This is a genomic window from Micromonospora sp. NPDC003241 (assembly GCF_053589795.1).
In genome coordinates, this window is the sequence record NZ_JBSFSO010000019.1 from 94852 (window position 1) to 110615 (window position 15764).

The following is a 15764-nucleotide window of genomic DNA, read 5'->3' on the forward strand; positions in this document are numbered from 1 at the left end:
CGTGGGCGCGATCACCGGAACGTTCAAGGGCTTCGGGGTCACCTTCTCGCACATGTTCAAGAAGGTCGTCACCACCGACTACCCCTTCACCCCGCCGAAGCCGGCGCCGCGCTACCACGGCCGGCACATCCTCAACCGGCACCCGGACGGCCTGGAGAAGTGCATCGGCTGCGAGCTGTGCGCCTGGGCCTGCCCGGCGGACGCCATCTACGTCGAGGGTGGCGACAACACCGACGAGCAGCGCTTCTCGCCGGGTGAGCGGTACGCCAGCAACTACCAGATCAACTACGCCCGCTGCATCTTCTGCGGGCTGTGCATCGAGGCGTGCCCGACCCGCTCGTTGACCATGAGCAACGAGTACGAGCTGGCCCGGGACAACCGGCAGGACCTGATCTTCACCAAGGAGCAGCTGCTCGCGCCGCTGCTGCCGGGGATGGAGCAGCCGCCGCACCCGATGCGTCTGGGCGACAGCGAGAAGGACTACTACATCGGCAGCCTGACCAACCCGGGCACCTCGGCCGGCGCCGAGCGCTCGCCGATGGGGCCGGGGCGGTACCAGCTGGACGAGCACCCGGGCGTCACCTTCCCCGGTGCCGAGCAGGCCGCCCAGCGCGCCGCGGCGGACAAGGGAGAGACGGAATGACCACCTCGACGGTGCTCGCCGCGGGTGCGGTCTCCGGCGGCGAGGCGGTGGCCTTCTGGATCCTCGCCCCGCTCGCGCTGGCCGGCGCGATCGGCATGGTCGCGGCACGCAACGCGGTGCACTCGGCGCTCTGGCTGGTGCTCACCATGCTCAGCCTGGGCGTGTTCTATGTGCTCCAGGCCGGACCGTTCATCGGCATGGTGCAGATCATCGTCTACACCGGCGCGATCATGATGCTCTTCCTGTTCGTGCTGATGTTGGTCGGCCGGGACGCCTCGGACTCACTGATCGAAGTGCTGCGGGGTCAGCGGATCGCCGCGATCGGGCTCGGTGTCGGCTTCGCCGCCCTGCTCGGCAGCGGGGTCTACCGGGCCACCCAGGGCACCGTCGCGGTGGGTCTGGAGGAGGCCAACGCGGGCGGCAACGTGCAGGGCATCGCCCGGTTGCTCTTCACCGACTACATCTTCGCCTTCGAGCTGACCGCCGCGCTGCTGATCACCGCCACCATCGGCGGCATGATCCTGGCGCACATCGAGCGGCGCAAGGAGGACAAGCGCGACCAGGTGGCCACCATGAAGGCCCGCTTCGCGCCGGGCAACTACCCCGGTCCGAAGCCCGGCCCGGGTGTCTTCGCCACCTCCTCGTCGGTGGCCACCCCGGCGCGCCTGCCGGACGGCCGGTTGAGCGACCGGAGCACGCCGGACATCCTTCCGGTGCGTGAGCTGGCGGCCGAGGAAACCACCCTGAAGGGCACTGAGAAGTGAGTGCGAGGAGTGAGCTTGCGACCTCCAGTCGCCCGCGCGAGGAGAGAGCGGAGCGAGCCCCGCAGTCGTGGGCAGAAGACTGCCCAGTCGCGAACGGAAGGCCGGTCCGGTGAGTGACTTCTTCTCCGTCGAACCGAACTACTACCTCGTCCTCGCCGCGGTGCTGTTCACCATCGGCGCGGCCGGGGTGCTGGTCCGGCGCAACGCGATCGTGCTGTTCATGTGCGTCGAGCTGATGCTCAACGCGGCCAACCTGGCGCTGGTCACCTTCAGCCGGATGAACGGTGACCTGAACGGCCAGATCATGGCGTTCTTCGTGATGGTGGTGGCGGCGGCCGAGGTCGTGGTCGGGTTGGCCATCATCATGGCGATCTTCCGCACCCGGCGCTCCGCCAGCGTCGACGACGCCAACCTGTTGAAGTACTAGAGGGGCCCACCGGTGGACGAAATTGTGACGTACGCCCAGGCTGCTCCGGCCGAGACCGTCTCGTACGCGACGGCCGACGGGCTGCTGAGCAGCGTCTGGCTGCTGGTGGCGATCCCGCTGGTCAGCGCGATGGTCCTGCTGCTGCTCGGCCGGCGCGCCGACCGGTGGGGGCACTGGCTCGGCGTGGCCGCCGTGGGTGCCGCCTTCCTGCTCGGGCTGACCTACTTCTTCAACCTGCGCGGGTTGGAGAACAAGTCGGTTGAACTGAGCCTCTGGGACTTCATCGCGGTCGGCAATCTCAACGTCGACTTCGGCCTGCTCTTCGATCCGCTGGCCGGGGTCTTCGTCCTGCTGATCACCGGCGTGGGCTTCCTGATCCACCTGTACGCGGTCGAGTACATGGCGCACGACCCGGGTCGTCGGCGGTTCTTCGCCTACTTCAACCTGTTCGTCGCGGCCATGCTGCTGCTGGTCCTCGGCAACAACTACGTGATGCTCTACTTCGGCTGGGAGGGCGTCGGTCTGGCGTCGTACCTGCTGATCTCCTTCTGGAACACCAAGCCGGCCGCGGCCACCGCCGGCAAGAAGGCGTTCCTGATGAACCGGGTCGGTGACGCCGGTCTGGCCATCGCCATCTTCATCATGTTCGCCACCCTGGGCACCACCCAGTACGACGAGGTGTTCAACGGGGTCGGCGCGCTGGCCGGCAGCACCGTGCTGGTGCTCGGCATACTCCTGCTGCTCGGCGCGGCCGGCAAGTCCGGTCAGTTCCCGCTCCAGGCGTGGTTGCCGGACGCGATGGAGGGCCCGACCCCGGTGTCGGCGCTCATCCACGCCGCGACGATGGTCACCGCCGGCGTCTACCTGATCGCCCGGTCCAACATCATCTTCTCGGCCAACGCCACGCTGCAGTTGGTGGTGGTCAGCGTGGGTGCGCTGACGCTGCTGATCGGCGCGATCATCGGCTGCGCCAAGGACGACATCAAGCGGGTGTTGGCCTGGTCGACGGTGAGCCAGATCGGCTACATGTTCCTCGGTGTCGGCCTGGGCGGCGCGGCGTACGCGCTGGCCATCGTGCACCTGCTGGCGCACGGCTTCTTCAAGGCCAACATGTTCCTCGGCGCCGGCTCGGTCATGCACGGCATGAAGGACCAGGTGGACATCCGCCGCTTCGGCGGACTGTCGAAGTACATGAAGATCACCTGGATCACCTTCGGCGCGGGCTGGCTGGCGATCATCGGCATGTTCCCGTTCTCCGGCTACTTCTCGAAGGAGCCGATCATCGCCGCCGCCTTCGAGCGGGACGGCTGGACGGCCTGGCTGTTCGGCGGGGCGGCGGTGCTCGGCGCCGCGCTGACCGCGTTCTACATGACGCGGCTGTTCGTGCTGACCTTCCACGGTCCGAAGCGCTGGACCACGGACATCGAGCACCCGCACGAGTCCCCGCCGCTGATGACCATCCCGCTGATCCTGCTCGGCATCGGCTCGATCGGCGCGGGTTGGCTGCTGGCCACCTCCGTACCGGACTGGCTGACCGCCACCGCCGGCCTCGGCGCGGCCGAGGCGCACCACGACGCGGTGCTGCCGCACTGGGCGATCGTGGTGCTGTCGCTGGGTGTCACCGTGCTCGGTGCCGCGCTGGCCTGGTTCCTGTTCCGCAACGGCACGGCCAACGAGCCGCAGCCGGCCGGTGTGCTGGTCACCGCCGCCCGCAAGAACCTCTACACCGACGCGGTGAACGAGGCGGTCTTCGAGAAGCCCGGCATCTTCCTCACCCGGGCGCTCGTCTACCTGGACAACCGGGGCATCGACGGTCTGGTCAACGGGCTGGCGGCCGGTGTCGGCGGCGGTTCGGGTCGACTGCGGCGGCTGCAGACCGGCTTCGTCCGGTCGTACGCCACCTCGATCCTCGCCGGGGCGCTGCTGATCGTGGGCGCGTTCCTCGCCGTGCAGGCGGGGTGGTTCGCGTGATCGACCTCAAGAGGCCGACGGTCTCGCAGGCGGCCGTCGTCGGCGGACCGCGCATCGACGACGGAGGTAAGGCCGCATAATGTCCGACTTCCCGTTCCTCTCGGTGCTCACCGTGGCGCCGCTGGTCGGCGCCGTGGTGGTCGCCCTCCTGCCGCGCAGCCGGCCGACGCTGGCCAAGCAGGTCGCGTTCGGTTGGTCGCTGCTGGTGCTGGCGCTCTCCGTGGTCATGTGGGTGACCTGGCAGGTCGACGGCGACCGGTTCCAGTTCCGCGAGTCGTACCCGTGGATCCCGAACTGGGGCGTCAACTTCACCTTCGCCGCCGACGGCATCGCGCTGGTCATGCTGATGCTGATCGCGGTGCTGGTGCCGCTGGTGATCCTGGCGTCCTGGCACGACGCCGAGTCGTCGAAGCGGTCGGTGCCGGTCTACTTCGCGCTGCTGCTCGTCCTCGAATGCACGATGATCGGCGTCTTCGCCGCCGCCGACGTCTTCCTGTTCTATGTGTTCTTCGAGGTCATGCTGGTGCCGATGTACTTCCTCATCGGCAGCTACGGCGGTCACCAGCGCCAGTACGCGGCCGTCAAGTTCTTCCTGTACTCGTTGGTCGGCGGCCTGTTCATGCTGGCTGCGGTGATCGGCCTCTGGGTCGTCGGCGGGAAGACCTTCGACTGGGTGGCGCTGTCCCAGGTGGACATCTCCACCGGTGCCGAGCGCTGGCTCTTCCTCGGCTTCTTCATCGCCTTCGCGATCAAGGCACCGTTCTTCCCGTTCCACACCTGGCTGCCGGACGCCGGTGGCGCGGCCCCCGCCGGTGCCGCCGCACTGCTCGTCGGGGTGCTGGACAAGGTCGGCACCTTCGGCATCATCCGGTACGGCCTGCCGCTGTTCCCGGACGCCGCCCAGTGGTTCGCGCCGTGGGCGATGGGCCTCGCGGTGATCGGCATCATCTACGCCGCACTGCTGGCGGTGGGGCAGAACGACCTCAAGCGGCTGGTGTCGTACACGTCGATCGCGCACTTCGGTTTCATCGGCGTGGGCCTCTTCGCCTTCACCACCCAGGCCGGCACCGGTGCGGTGCTCTACATGGTGAACCACGGGCTCGCCACCGGCCTGCTCTTCCTGGTGGTCGGCATGCTGGTCACGCGCCGGGGCTCGGCGTTGGTCAGCGACTTCGGTGGTGCCGGCAAGCTGGTGCCGGTGCTGGCCGGGGTGCTGTTCTTCGCCGGTCTCGCCTCGCTGGCGCTGCCCGGCACCGCACCGTTCGTCTCCGAGTTCCTGGTGCTGATCGGCACCTTCACGGTGAACAAGCCGGTCGCGGTGATCGCCACGCTGGGCATCATCCTGGCCGCCGCGTACGTGCTGTGGATGGTGCAGCGGACCACGCAGGGCACGCTCAATCCGGCGTTGACCCAGATCGACGCGATGAAGCGCGACCTCAACCTGCGTGAGAAGTTCGTGGTCGCCCCGCTGATCGCGCTGATCGTGGTGCTCGGCTTCTACCCGAAGCCGGTCACCGACGTGATCAACCCGGCGGTCCAGGCGACCATGGAGGACGTCGGCCGGACCGATCCGGCGCCGACGGCAGGCAACGTCCAGGAGGCCAGCCGGTGAGCGCGAGGAGTGAGCTCGCGAGCCCCGCAGTCGCGAACGAAGGCCAGTGGGTGAGCGCGAGGAGTGAGCTCGCGAGCCCCGCAGTCGCGAACGAAGGCCAGCCGGTGAGCGCAAAAGACAGCGCAGTCGCGAACGAAAGGTTGACTCGGTGAACGAGTTCGTACTGCCGCCGATCGACTACGCGGCACTCGCGCCGATCCTGATCATGCTGGGCGCGGCAGTGCTGGGGGTGCTGGTCGAGGCGTTCGTGCCCCGCCGGCTACGGCACCCCGTCCAGCTCCCGCTGGCCCTGCTGGCGGTGCTCGCCGCGTTGACCATGGTGGTGTTCAACGCCGACAAGCGGGTGATCACTATCGGGGTGATCGCGATCGACGGGCCCACGCTGTTCCTCCAGGGCGCGATCCTGGCCCTGGCCGGCGTGGCGCTGCTGCTGATGGGCGAGCGGTCGGTGGAGCGGGGCGGCGCATTCGTCGCCCAGGCCGCGATCACCGCCGACTCGCCGGACGACCGGCGGCAGGCGGCCAACTCCGGTGGTGCCGGTGAGGTCTACCCGCTGACCACGTTCGCTATCGGCGGCATGCTGATCTTCGTGGCGGCGAACGACCTGCTGACCATGTTCATCGCGCTCGAGGTCTTCTCGCTGCCGCTCTACCTGCTCTGCGCGCTGGCCCGTCGCCGGCGGATCCTGAGCCAGGAAGCGGCGATGAAGTACTTCCTGCTCGGCGCGTACGCCTCGGCGTTCTTCCTGTTCGGCCTGGCGCTGCTCTACGGCTTCAGCGCCGGTCTGGGCGACCGTCAGGCGGGCGTGGACTTCGCCACCCTCAACGCCGCCGTGGCCAACTCGACGGCCAGCCCGGTGCTGCTCTTCGCCGGTATGGCTCTGGTCGCCATCGGTCTGCTCTTCAAGGCCGCCGCCGCGCCGTTCCACGTCTGGACGCCGGACGTCTACCAGGGCGCGCCCACCCCGGTGACCGGCTTCATGGCGGCCTGCACGAAGGTCGCCGCGTTCGGCGCCCTGCTGCGGGTGTTCCACGTCGCGTTCGAGGGCGCACGGTGGGACTTCACTCCGGTGCTCGGCACGGTGGCGGTGCTCACCATGCTGGTCGGCGCGGTGCTCGCGGTCACCCAGACCGACATCAAGCGGCTGCTGGCGTACTCCTCCATCGCCAACGCCGGTTACCTGCTGGTCGGTGTGCTCTCCCCGGGCCGGGAGGGTCTGTCCGGCACGATGTTCTATCTGGTGGCGTACGGCTTCACCGTGCTGGCCGCGTTCGCCGTGGTGACCCTGGTCCGGGACGCCGACGGGGAGGCCACCCACCTGTCCCGCTGGGCCGGGCTGGGCCGCCGCTCGCCGGGGTACGCCTCGGTGTTCACCTTCATCCTGCTCGCCTTCGCGGGTATCCCGCTCACCAGCGGCTTCACCAGCAAGTTCGCCGTCTTCGCCCCGGCGCTCGACGGCGGTCAGGTGTGGCTGGTGATCGCCGGTGTGCTGACCAGCATGGTGCTCGCCTTCCCGTACCTGCGGGTCGTGGTGATGATGTGGCTCTCCGAGCCGGGCGACTCGACCCCGACCGTCACGGTGCCGGGGGCGATGACCTCGGCGGCGCTGGTGATCGGCGTACTCGCGACCCTGGTCCTCGGCATCGCACCGGGCCCGCTGCTCGACCTGACCACCGGCGCCGCGGACTTCATCCGGTAGCGGCGTCACCTTCCGTTTCGGGGGCCGGTCCACGGGTGTGGGCCGGCCCCCGCCGCGCCTCCCCGGTCCGCTGCAGGTAGAGCCCGTGTGGCATGGTGGAGTAGTGGTGATTAGGGGTGGCGAGCGTTCAGGTGGCACCGGCTCTGGTGGCCGCCGGAGCCGGCACGCGGGCCAGTTTGGCCCGCTCGGTCTGTATCTCGCCGACCCGCACACCGAGGCATCCGTGCTGGGCCTGCTGGACACCATCGAGGTGGAGTTGCGGGCCAGCGTGGCCAGCGCCGATCCGTTCGTGACCGAGGCGGCCCGGCACCTGGTGGAGGCGGGCGGGAAGCGCTTCCGGCCGCTGCTGGTGGCCCTGGGCGCCCAGTTCGGCGAGCCGTCTCGGCCGGAGGTCGTCTCGGCCGCCGTGGTGGTGGAGTTGACCCACCTGGCCACGCTCTATCACGACGACGTGATGGACGAGGCCGCGGTTCGTCGGGGAGCGCCGAGCGCCAACTCCCGCTGGACCAACTCGGTCGCCATCCTGGTGGGCGACTACCTCTTCGCGCGGGCCGCAGACGTCGCCGCAGAGCTGGGCCCCGAGGCGGTACGCCTCCAGGCGCGCACCTTCGCCCGCCTGGTGCACGGTCAGATCGCCGAGACGGTCGGCCCTCGGGACGACGCCGACCCGGTGCGGCACTACCTGGACGTGATCGCCGAGAAGACCGGTTCGTTGATCGCCACCAGCGCCCACTTCGGCGCGCTGTTCAGCGGCACCGCCCCGGAGCACGTGTCGGCGCTGGCCGGGTACGGCGAGATCATTGGTGTCGCCTTCCAGCTCTCCGACGACCTGCTCGACATCGCCAGCGAGTCGGAGGAGTCCGGCAAGACGCCCGGCACCGACCTGCGGGAGGGCGTACCGACCCTGCCGGTGCTCTATGCCCTCGCCTCCGACGACGCGGACGCCTCCTCGGTCCGGCTGCGGGAGATCCTGGCCAGTGGCCCGCTGACCGACGACGCCCTGCACGCCGAGGCGCTCGGACTGCTTCGGGAGAGCCCCGCGCTCAAGCGGGCCCGGGAGACGGTCCGCAGCTACGCCGAGGATGCTCGCGCCCGGCTCGCGCCGCTGCCGGACGTGCCGGCGCGTCGCGCCCTCGAATCGCTCTGCGACCACATCGCCGACCGCACGAGCTGACCGACCCTCCGCAGCGCCCCCACCGACGCCCGCGACCGGGTGTGCGGTCAGGCTGACGATGGCCGGGCGGAGAGCAGCCGGGTCGCGGTGAGCATGAGACCGGCTGCGGTGAGCATGGCGGCGGCTGCGGTGAGCCACATCGCCGGGTAGCCGGCGGCGGCCGCGAGCGGTCCCAGTGCCAGCGGGCCGAGGCAGCCGCCCGCGTACACGCCGGTCTGGGTGATGGAGGTGGCGGCGGCCGGTGCCTGCGGGTGCAGCCGGACCACGGCGAAGTTCATCAGCCCCGGCCAGGACCAGCCCAGGCCGAAGCCGAGCAGGACACCGACCACCAGTGCCCCGGAGCCGGCCACCGCGAGCAGGCCCAGCCCCACCGCGCCGACCACCAGCAGGCCGGCGATCACGGTGACGTGCCCGCCGGAGCGACGGTCGGCCAGCCAGCCGATACCGATCCGCGCGGCGACGCAGACCGCGCTGCCGAGGGTCAGCATGAGTCCGGCGAGGGCGGGGCCGTGACCCCGGTCCACGGAGGCGTCCACCAGGAAGGTGCCCAGCGCGTTCGCCGCGCCCGCCGCGAGCGTCGCGGCCACGCCGATCACCACCAGACCGACGGTCGCGTTCCCGGCCGGCCGGTTCGACCGGTGGACCGGTTGCGGTCCGTGTGACGGCACGAGCGGCAGCGTGGCCAGCGCGGCACCGGCGGCGGCCACGAACGCCCACCGCCAGCCGACGGTGAGCGCGAGCGTGGGTACCGCCGCGCCGGCCAGCAGGGTGGAGACCGGGATGGCCGCCTGCTTGACGCCGAAGGACAGGCCCTGTCGCCGCGTCGGTACGTGCCGGGCCAGCAGCAGGTTGCTGGAGAGTTGACCCAGCGCGTTCGCGGTGCCGGCCACGGCCAGCAGGACGAGCAGCATCGGGTACGAGCGGGCCAGCACCGCCACGGCGAGCAGCGAGCCGGCGGAGATCAGGATGCCGACCCGGGCGACCACGCCGCCGCCCCAGCGTTCCACGAGCGTGCCGGAGGGGACCGAGGCGAGCGCGCCGACGCCGAAATAGACCGCCACGGCGATGCCCAGGCCGGCCGGGTTGAAGCCCAACTCCTCGCGCATCTGCACGGCGAGCCCACCGACCAGGAAGACGGGCAGGACGCAGGCGATGGTGACGGCCACCGCGGTGGTGGCGGCCCGGACGGGTCGGGTGGCGGCCTCCGGAGCGGGGGACGGGGCGGTGTGGGTCATGGTGGGGCCAACCTACGCCTGCCGCATTCCGGCAACGGAAAGTGCGGTCAGCATCACATCGGGTATCCGACGAACGGTGATCCTCCACCCGATCAGGCGTTTCGCACCGGGCTCCTTTTTCATATGGTGTAAGTCCCCGGTGGCGGAGGTGGTTGTGCGTGACCCCCTGGCGGAACCTTCGGACCTGATCCGAAGCGTCTCCCGCGCACTTCGAGTGCTCGAGTCGGTCGGCCGTGCCCCGCGGGGGCTGACGGTGAAGCAGATCGCCCGGCGATGCGAGCTGACCGTGGCCACGACGTACCACCTGGTCCGCACACTCGCGTACGAGGGTTACGTGATCCGCCGGGAGGACGGCACGTACATCGTGGGGCTGGAGGTGGCCGACCGCTACCGCGAGTTGGTCGCCGCGTTCCGGGGCTCGCCCGCAGTGGGGGAGAACCTGCGTCGGGCGGCCATCGAGACCGGGTGGAGCCACTACCTCGGCCGCTTCGTGGGCGGCCAGGTCGCCATCACCGCCGTCGCGGAGGGGAACCGCTCGCCGTACCTGGAGGATCTCGTCCCCGGGTTCGACGAGGGCGCGCACGCGACCGCGCTCGGCAAGGCGCTGCTCGCCACGCTCACCGCCGAGCAGCGGCACCGCTACCTGCGGGAGTACGGCATGCGGCCGTTCACCAGCGCCACCCTGACCACCCCCGAGGCGTTCGAGGCCGATCTGGCGGCCGGCGAGCGGCGCGGCATGCAGCTGGAACTGGGTCAGTTCCGGCAGGGGGTGGCCTGCGCGGCCGTCCTGGTCACCCCGGACAAGGACATGGAACGGCGTACGGTGCTGGCCTGCGCGCTGCCGGCCAGCGAGATGATGACCTCCGCCCGGGTGGTCCGGACGAAGCTGATCGCCACCGCCCGCGCGATCGCCGACTGCCTGGCCGCCGAGAACTGACCGGAGTCGACCGAGCCGCCGCCGAGAACCGAGCCGCCGAGGGCTGACCCGCGAGGGCCGACCCGGCGCGAGACGGCCCCCTTCCTGGTGGGAAGAGGGCCGTCGGGAAGCGGCCGGCGCGGAGCCGGGGCGGGGTCAGCTACCGACCGGTCCGCCGTCCAGCCGCCAGGTCACCACCACGCCGGGTTTGGCGTAGTCGCCGTCCGGCCAGGTGGAGGCCGGGTTGTCGACCGAGGCACCGGTGACCTCGCCCGGGTGTTGCACGGCGACGAAGAGCGAGCGGTTGTCGCCGGTGATGAACGGCCCGCAGGTCTCCGCGCCACGCGGCACGGTGAGGAACTGCTTGAGGTGACCCCGCTCCGGCCCTTCGGTCGGCGTGGCGAAGAGGCCGTCGTTGCTGCCCAGGGCGTTGCCGTCGGTGGAGATCCAGAGGTTGCCGGTGGCGTCGAAGGCCACGTTGTCCGGGCAGGAGATCGGCGACACCTTGGTCTTGTCGTACCCGGAGAAATAGGTCGACGGGTCCGCCGGGTCGCCGCAGACGATCGGCAGCGACCAGGTGAACGTCTCGGCGGTGTTGTCGCCCCGGTGCTCGACCAACTCCAGGATCTGCCCGTGCCGGTTGTTGCTGCGCGGATTGGCCTCGTCCGGCCCGGGGTTGCTGCCGACACCCCGGTTCGTGTTGTTGGTCAGCGCCACATAGACCTTGCCGGTGAGCAGGCTCGGCTCGACGTCCTCCGGGCGGTCCATCTTGGTCGCGCCGACCTTGTCACCGGCGAAGCGGGTGAAGGTGAGCACCTCGGCGGCGGTCATCCCGTCCACGAAGGAACGGTTGCCGCTGACCAGCTTGATCCAGCGGCCCTTGCCGTCGAAGGCGCCGTCCGAGGGCAGCCGGCCGGACCCGTCGATCTCGTCGGCGCTGGTCTGGTCCAGCCGGGCGACATAGAGCGTGCCGGACTCCAGCAGCGTCAGGTTGTGCTTGCGGGCGACCCAGGAGTTGCCCTTCATGAACTTGCGGTCCGAGACGAACTTGTACAGGTAGTCGAAGCGCTCGTCGTCGCCCATGTACGCGACCACGTGCCCGCTGCGGGCCACGATGACGTTCGCGCCCTCGTGCTTGAAGCGGCCCAGCGCGGTGTGCTTGCGGGGACGGCTCTCCGGGTCGTACGGGTCGATCTCCACGATCCAGCCGTGCCGGTTCGCCTCGTTCGGGTGCTTGGCCAGGTCGAAGCGGTCGGCGGCGCGGTCCCACTTGCGGTTGCCGCTGGGGTATCGGGTGGTGGTGTTGACGCCGTACCGGGCCAGCCGGGGCTTGTCCGTCGCCGGTGCGGCGTCGCCGCCGACGAAGTACTGGTTGAAGTTCTCCTCGCCGGAGAGCACCGTGCCCCACGGGGTCACCCCGCCGGCGCAGTTGTTCAGCGTGCCGACGACCGTACGCCCCTTGGGGTCGGCGGCGGTCTTCACGAAGGCCGAGCCGGCGGCCGGACCGGTCAGCTCGAAGGTGCTGCTCAACGCGTCGACCCGCCGGTTGTACGGGCGGCGGCCCGAGGCGACCGCACGCCACTGCCCGGTGCCGGCGACCCGCTCGATCTCCACCACCGACATGCCGTGCGCGGCCATCGACACCTTCACCTGCTCGACGGTGAGCGCGTCGAGGCTGGTGAAGCCGGGGAACATCAGGTCCTCGTTGGTGTACTCGTGGTTGACCACGAGCAGTGCCCGCCGCCCGCCCTTGTCCAGCGGCAGCACACCCACGAAGTCGTTGTTGTAGCCGAACTGGCGGGCCTGTGCGGCGGCGGTCTGCCGGCGCAGGTCGAAGGCGGGCGCGCCGGGCAGCACCGGGTCGCCCCAGCGGATGACGACCGCGTGGTCGTAGCCGTTCGGCACCACGAAGGTGTCCAGCGTGTTCGGCGGGATCGACGAGAAGGTCAGCGCTCCGCTGCCGACGCCTCGGCCGCCGACGGCGAAGGTGGTGGTCTCGGGCACCACCGGGGAGCCCGGCGCCGCTGCGGCGGCACCGCCGCCGGCCAGCGCACCGGCGCCACCGCCGAAGCCGAGTACCAGCGCGCCGACCGCCCCGGCGCGGACCAGGCCACGGCGGGAGACCTCGGCGTCGACCAGGTCGCCGAAGTAGGCGTTGTCGGAGGTGTTGGGCACCGGGTGGTCGCAGGCGTTGCCGCAGCGGTAGAGACAGGTCATGGCGTCGCGGCTGCCGTGGCGGGGAGTGCCCAGCAGTGGGAGCAGCCGGGGACGGTCGCTCATGGGAGGAGCCTCCTGAGGGTCACGCGCGCCGGTGCAGCTCACCGACGGGTACCCGCCGGACGCTAGGAGGGCGTGGTGAGCGGTAACCGGCGTCGATGTGAACCAGCGATGAACTCCCCCGTCGGGAATCCCAGGTCGCGCAGGCGGTGAACCGATCGGCGTGACCGCACGTATCCCTGGTCGTAACGCCGCGCCCGCTCGGTCGAGAGCGAGGAGAGGACCATCAGCGACCACGACGCCCACCTGCTGCGCGCCCTGCACGACGAGCATGCCGAGGCGCTGTACGCGCACGCGTTGCGGCTGGTCAACGGCGACCGGCAGCGCGCCGAGGACCTGGTGCAGGAGACGCTGCTGCGGGCCTGGCGGCACCCGGAGTCACTCGACCCCCGGCGCGGTTCGGTCCGCGCCTGGCTGTTCACCACCGCGCGCAACCTCGCCATCGACGCCTGGCGGCGACGGTCGACCCGGGTCGGCGAGGTCTACACCGACGAGCTGCCCGAGCCCAGCGAGGTCGTCGACGAGACGGAACGCGCCGTGGAGGCGTGGACCGTGGCGGAGGCGCTCAACCGGCTCAGCCCGTCCCACCGGGACGTCCTCGTCGAGTGCTTCTACCAGGGCCGTTCGGTGTCCGAGGCAGCCTCCCGGCTCGGGGTGCCGCCGGGCACCGTGAAGTCCCGTACCCACTACGCGCTGCGCTCACTACGGTTGGTGCTGGCGGAGATGGGGGTGACCGGATGAGCCGCTGCGACTACGCCTTCGACGACGGCGCGTACGTGCTGGGTGCCCTCTCGCCCGCCGACCGGGCCGCGTACGAACGGCACCTCGTCGGCTGCCCCGACTGCCAACAGTCGGTCTCCGAGATCGCCGTGCTCCCCGGCCTGCTCGGTCGGCTGGACCCGTCGAGCCTGGAGCAGTTCCTCCCACCGCCGGAGAACCCCCGGGTGCCCGAGCTGCTCAACGCCGCGCGGGACCGCCGGCGTCGGGAGCGGCAGGCCAACCGGCTGCGGTACGCGGTCACCGGCCTCGCAGCGGCGGCGTTCGCCCTGCTGGTCGGCTTCGGCGTGGCGACGATGCTGCCGAGCGAGCAGCCGGGCCGGCCACCGCTGGCACAGGTGCGTCTGGTCGCGATGGAGCCGGTGACCGGGTCGGTGCCGGTGCACGCCGAGATCGGCCTGCGGCACACCGACTGGGGCACCGAGGTGACCATGCACTGCGGGTACGACGAGCACGCCGGTTACGGCAAGGCGCACGCCTTCCGGCTGGTGGCGTACGGCCCGGACGGCGCGCAGGAGCAGATCGGCTCGTGGCGTGCCGCGCCCGGTGACGACCTGCGGATCACCGGTGCGACCCGGTTCACCAACGCCGAACTGGTCCGGCTGGAACTCATCCGCGCCGACGGCACCCCCGTGCTCGCCTACGACGTCCGCTGAGCCACCCGGCGTCGAACAGCGGACCGGCCAGCGTGAGGGCAGACCGGTCAGCGTGGGGCGGGCACCGCCGCCGCCGCGCCGACCTCGCTGTCCGGGCGCGTGCGGCGGTTGCGCCGGGCGTTGCGGAGCGCGTCGGCGGTGAAGACGATCAGCGCGAGCCAGACCAGCCCGAAGCCGACCAGGCGGGCCGGCGGCATCGGCTCGTGGAAGATCAGCACACCGCAGGCCAGTTGGATGATCGGCGCCACGTACTGGAGCATGCCCAGGGCGGTCAGCGGCAGCCGGTTCGCGGCGCCCGCGAAGAGCAGCAGCGGGATGGCGGTCAACGCGCCGGCCAGCACCAGCAGCAACGCGTGCCCGACCGAGACCTGACCGAAGGTGGCGTCGCCGGTGGTCGCGAGCCAACCGAGGAACACCAGCGCCGGCACGGCCAGCACGGCGGACTCGACGAAGAGCCCCTCCGCCGGGGGCAGCCCCAGCCGCTTCTTCACCAGGCTGTACCCGCCGAACGTGAAGGCCAGCGTCAACGCGAGGTACGGCAGCCGGCCGTAGTCGACGGTGAGTACGGCCACCGCCAGCGCGCCGACCCCGAGCGCCGCCCACTGCGCCGGGCGCAGCCGCTCCCGCAGCACCAGGACGCCGAGCAGCACCACCACCAGCGGGTTGATGAAGTACCCGAGGGCGGTCTCCACCACCCGGTCGGAGTTCACGCCGTAGATGTAGGTGAACCAGGTCACCGCGATCAGGGCGGCGGCGGCACCGACCCCGGCCAGGGCGCGCGGCCGACGCAGCAGGGCACGCAGGAACCCGATGTTGCGCATCACGGCGAGCAGCAGGGCGACGAACACCACCGACCAGATGACCCGGTGGGCCAGGATCTCCAGCGGGCCGGTCGGGCGCAGCAGCTTGAAGTACAGCGGGAAGAACCCCCACAGCAGGTACGCGACCAGGCCGTAGAGGTATCCGAGGCGGAGCGGCGTCACGTGTTCACCGTAAGGGGCGGATCGCCCTGTGGATCCTTGCTGGTGAGCGGCGTCACGGTCGACTCACGGCGGTCGAACTCCATCCACCGGTCCGCGCGTACGCCGGTGAAGCCGAGCTTCGCGTACACCCCGTGCGCGTCGTTGGTGGCGAGCAGGATCCGGCGTACGCCGATCTCGGCGAGATGGTCGCGGACGGCACCGGCCAACCAGGTGCCCAACCCGTGGCCGCGCTCGGCCCGGTCCACGTAGACGTCACAGAGATAGCCGAAGGTGGCCCGATCCGTGATCACCCGGGCGACAGCGACCTGTCGGCCGTCCGTCGGCCGGTACACGCCGAACCCGAGCGAGCCGGCGAACGCCGCACCCACCGTCGCGCGGTCCCGCCCGAGCGCCCAGTACGCGTCGGTGGAGAGCCAGGTGTGCACCAGATCCAGGTCGAGCAGATCGGGCGAGGTGCTGATCGTGTAGCCGTCGTGACGGGTCCGGGTGAACATCCTCGGGATCCTAGGACCCGACCATTCACCCTTCGTGCCTCCGGGTCTGCGGGCGGCACTGCCGCTGCGTCGGGCCTTGCCGACGGGCGGTGTGCGGGGCTGCGGCCCGACATCGGCCTTGCCGACGGGCGGTTTG

At 70.7% G+C, this 15764-nt stretch carries 14 protein-coding genes; 10 read left to right on the forward strand and 4 right to left on the reverse strand.

Annotated elements, in window-relative coordinates; all coding sequences use genetic code 11:
* Position 1 precedes the first annotated feature (1 nt).
* The 7 genes from nuoI (at position 2) to ACWDVW_RS17455 (ending at position 8290) form a co-directional block, all read left to right on the forward strand.
* Positions 2 to 643 (forward strand): NADH-quinone oxidoreductase subunit NuoI, encoded by a 642-nt coding sequence (nuoI, locus tag ACWDVW_RS17425; protein ID WP_449949744.1) that lies wholly within the window; start codon positions 2 to 4, stop codon positions 641 to 643.
* Positions 640 to 1407, forward strand: a complete 768-nt coding sequence (locus ACWDVW_RS17430) for an NADH-quinone oxidoreductase subunit J (protein ID WP_449949746.1) — start codon at positions 640 to 642, stop codon at positions 1405 to 1407. The genes nuoI and ACWDVW_RS17430 overlap by 4 nt, the downstream gene beginning before the upstream one ends.
* A 109-nt stretch (positions 1408 to 1516) precedes the next feature.
* A complete protein-coding gene (nuoK, locus tag ACWDVW_RS17435) occupies positions 1517 to 1834 on the forward strand; it encodes an NADH-quinone oxidoreductase subunit NuoK (protein WP_013731028.1) in 318 nt (105 codons plus the stop codon).
* A 12-nt stretch (positions 1835 to 1846) separates the two neighbouring features.
* Complete coding sequence (gene nuoL / locus ACWDVW_RS17440) at positions 1847 to 3805, forward strand: NADH-quinone oxidoreductase subunit L (protein WP_131054361.1); 1959 nt, start codon at positions 1847 to 1849, stop codon at positions 3803 to 3805.
* Positions 3806 to 3884: 79 nt separating this feature from the next.
* Complete coding sequence (locus ACWDVW_RS17445) at positions 3885 to 5417, forward strand: NADH-quinone oxidoreductase subunit M (RefSeq protein WP_449949750.1); 1533 nt, start codon at positions 3885 to 3887, stop codon at positions 5415 to 5417.
* A 148-nt stretch (positions 5418 to 5565) separates the two neighbouring features.
* Positions 5566 to 7116: an NADH-quinone oxidoreductase subunit NuoN gene (gene nuoN / locus ACWDVW_RS17450; RefSeq protein ID WP_449949753.1), complete on the forward strand. Its 1551-nt coding sequence runs from the start codon at positions 5566 to 5568 to the stop codon at positions 7114 to 7116.
* A 106-nt stretch (positions 7117 to 7222) separates the two neighbouring features.
* Complete coding sequence (locus ACWDVW_RS17455) at positions 7223 to 8290, forward strand: polyprenyl synthetase family protein (RefSeq protein ID WP_449949756.1); 1068 nt, start codon at positions 7223 to 7225, stop codon at positions 8288 to 8290.
* 47 nt (positions 8291 to 8337) lie between these two features.
* On the opposite strand, the gene ACWDVW_RS17460 is transcribed toward ACWDVW_RS17455, so the two are convergent.
* On the reverse strand, positions 8338 to 9525 hold the full coding sequence (locus ACWDVW_RS17460; protein ID WP_449949759.1) for an MFS transporter: 1188 nt from the start codon (positions 9523 to 9525) through the stop codon (positions 8338 to 8340).
* Between the two features lie 154 nt (positions 9526 to 9679).
* Here ACWDVW_RS17460 and ACWDVW_RS17465 point away from each other — a divergent pair, with 154 nt between their 5' ends.
* Complete coding sequence (locus tag ACWDVW_RS17465; protein WP_396692105.1) at positions 9680 to 10462, forward strand: IclR family transcriptional regulator; 783 nt, start codon at positions 9680 to 9682, stop codon at positions 10460 to 10462.
* 135 nt (positions 10463 to 10597) lie between these two features.
* Here ACWDVW_RS17465 and ACWDVW_RS17470 read toward each other — a convergent pair whose 3' ends face one another.
* Positions 10598 to 12721, reverse strand: a complete 2124-nt coding sequence (locus ACWDVW_RS17470; RefSeq protein WP_449949762.1) for a PhoX family protein — start codon at positions 12719 to 12721, stop codon at positions 10598 to 10600.
* A gap of 243 nt (positions 12722 to 12964) precedes the next feature.
* Here ACWDVW_RS17470 and ACWDVW_RS17475 point away from each other — a divergent pair, with 243 nt between their 5' ends.
* Together ACWDVW_RS17475 and ACWDVW_RS17480 are read left to right on the forward strand one after the other, a co-directional pair.
* Positions 12965 to 13459: a sigma-70 family RNA polymerase sigma factor gene (locus tag ACWDVW_RS17475; protein ID WP_233527450.1), complete on the forward strand. Its 495-nt coding sequence runs from the start codon at positions 12965 to 12967 to the stop codon at positions 13457 to 13459.
* Complete coding sequence (locus ACWDVW_RS17480) at positions 13456 to 14151, forward strand: anti-sigma factor family protein (RefSeq protein ID WP_449949765.1); 696 nt, start codon at positions 13456 to 13458, stop codon at positions 14149 to 14151. The genes ACWDVW_RS17475 and ACWDVW_RS17480 overlap by 4 nt, the downstream gene beginning before the upstream one ends.
* Positions 14152 to 14198: 47 nt before the next feature.
* Here the strand turns inward: ACWDVW_RS17480 and rarD are convergent, their stop codons facing one another.
* Positions 14199 to 15134: an EamA family transporter RarD gene (rarD, locus tag ACWDVW_RS17485; RefSeq protein ID WP_449949768.1), complete on the reverse strand. Its 936-nt coding sequence runs from the start codon at positions 15132 to 15134 to the stop codon at positions 14199 to 14201.
* Complete coding sequence (locus ACWDVW_RS17490) at positions 15131 to 15628, reverse strand: GNAT family N-acetyltransferase (RefSeq protein WP_449949771.1); 498 nt, start codon at positions 15626 to 15628, stop codon at positions 15131 to 15133. The genes rarD and ACWDVW_RS17490 overlap by 4 nt, the downstream gene beginning before the upstream one ends.
* Positions 15629 to 15764 lie beyond the last annotated feature (136 nt).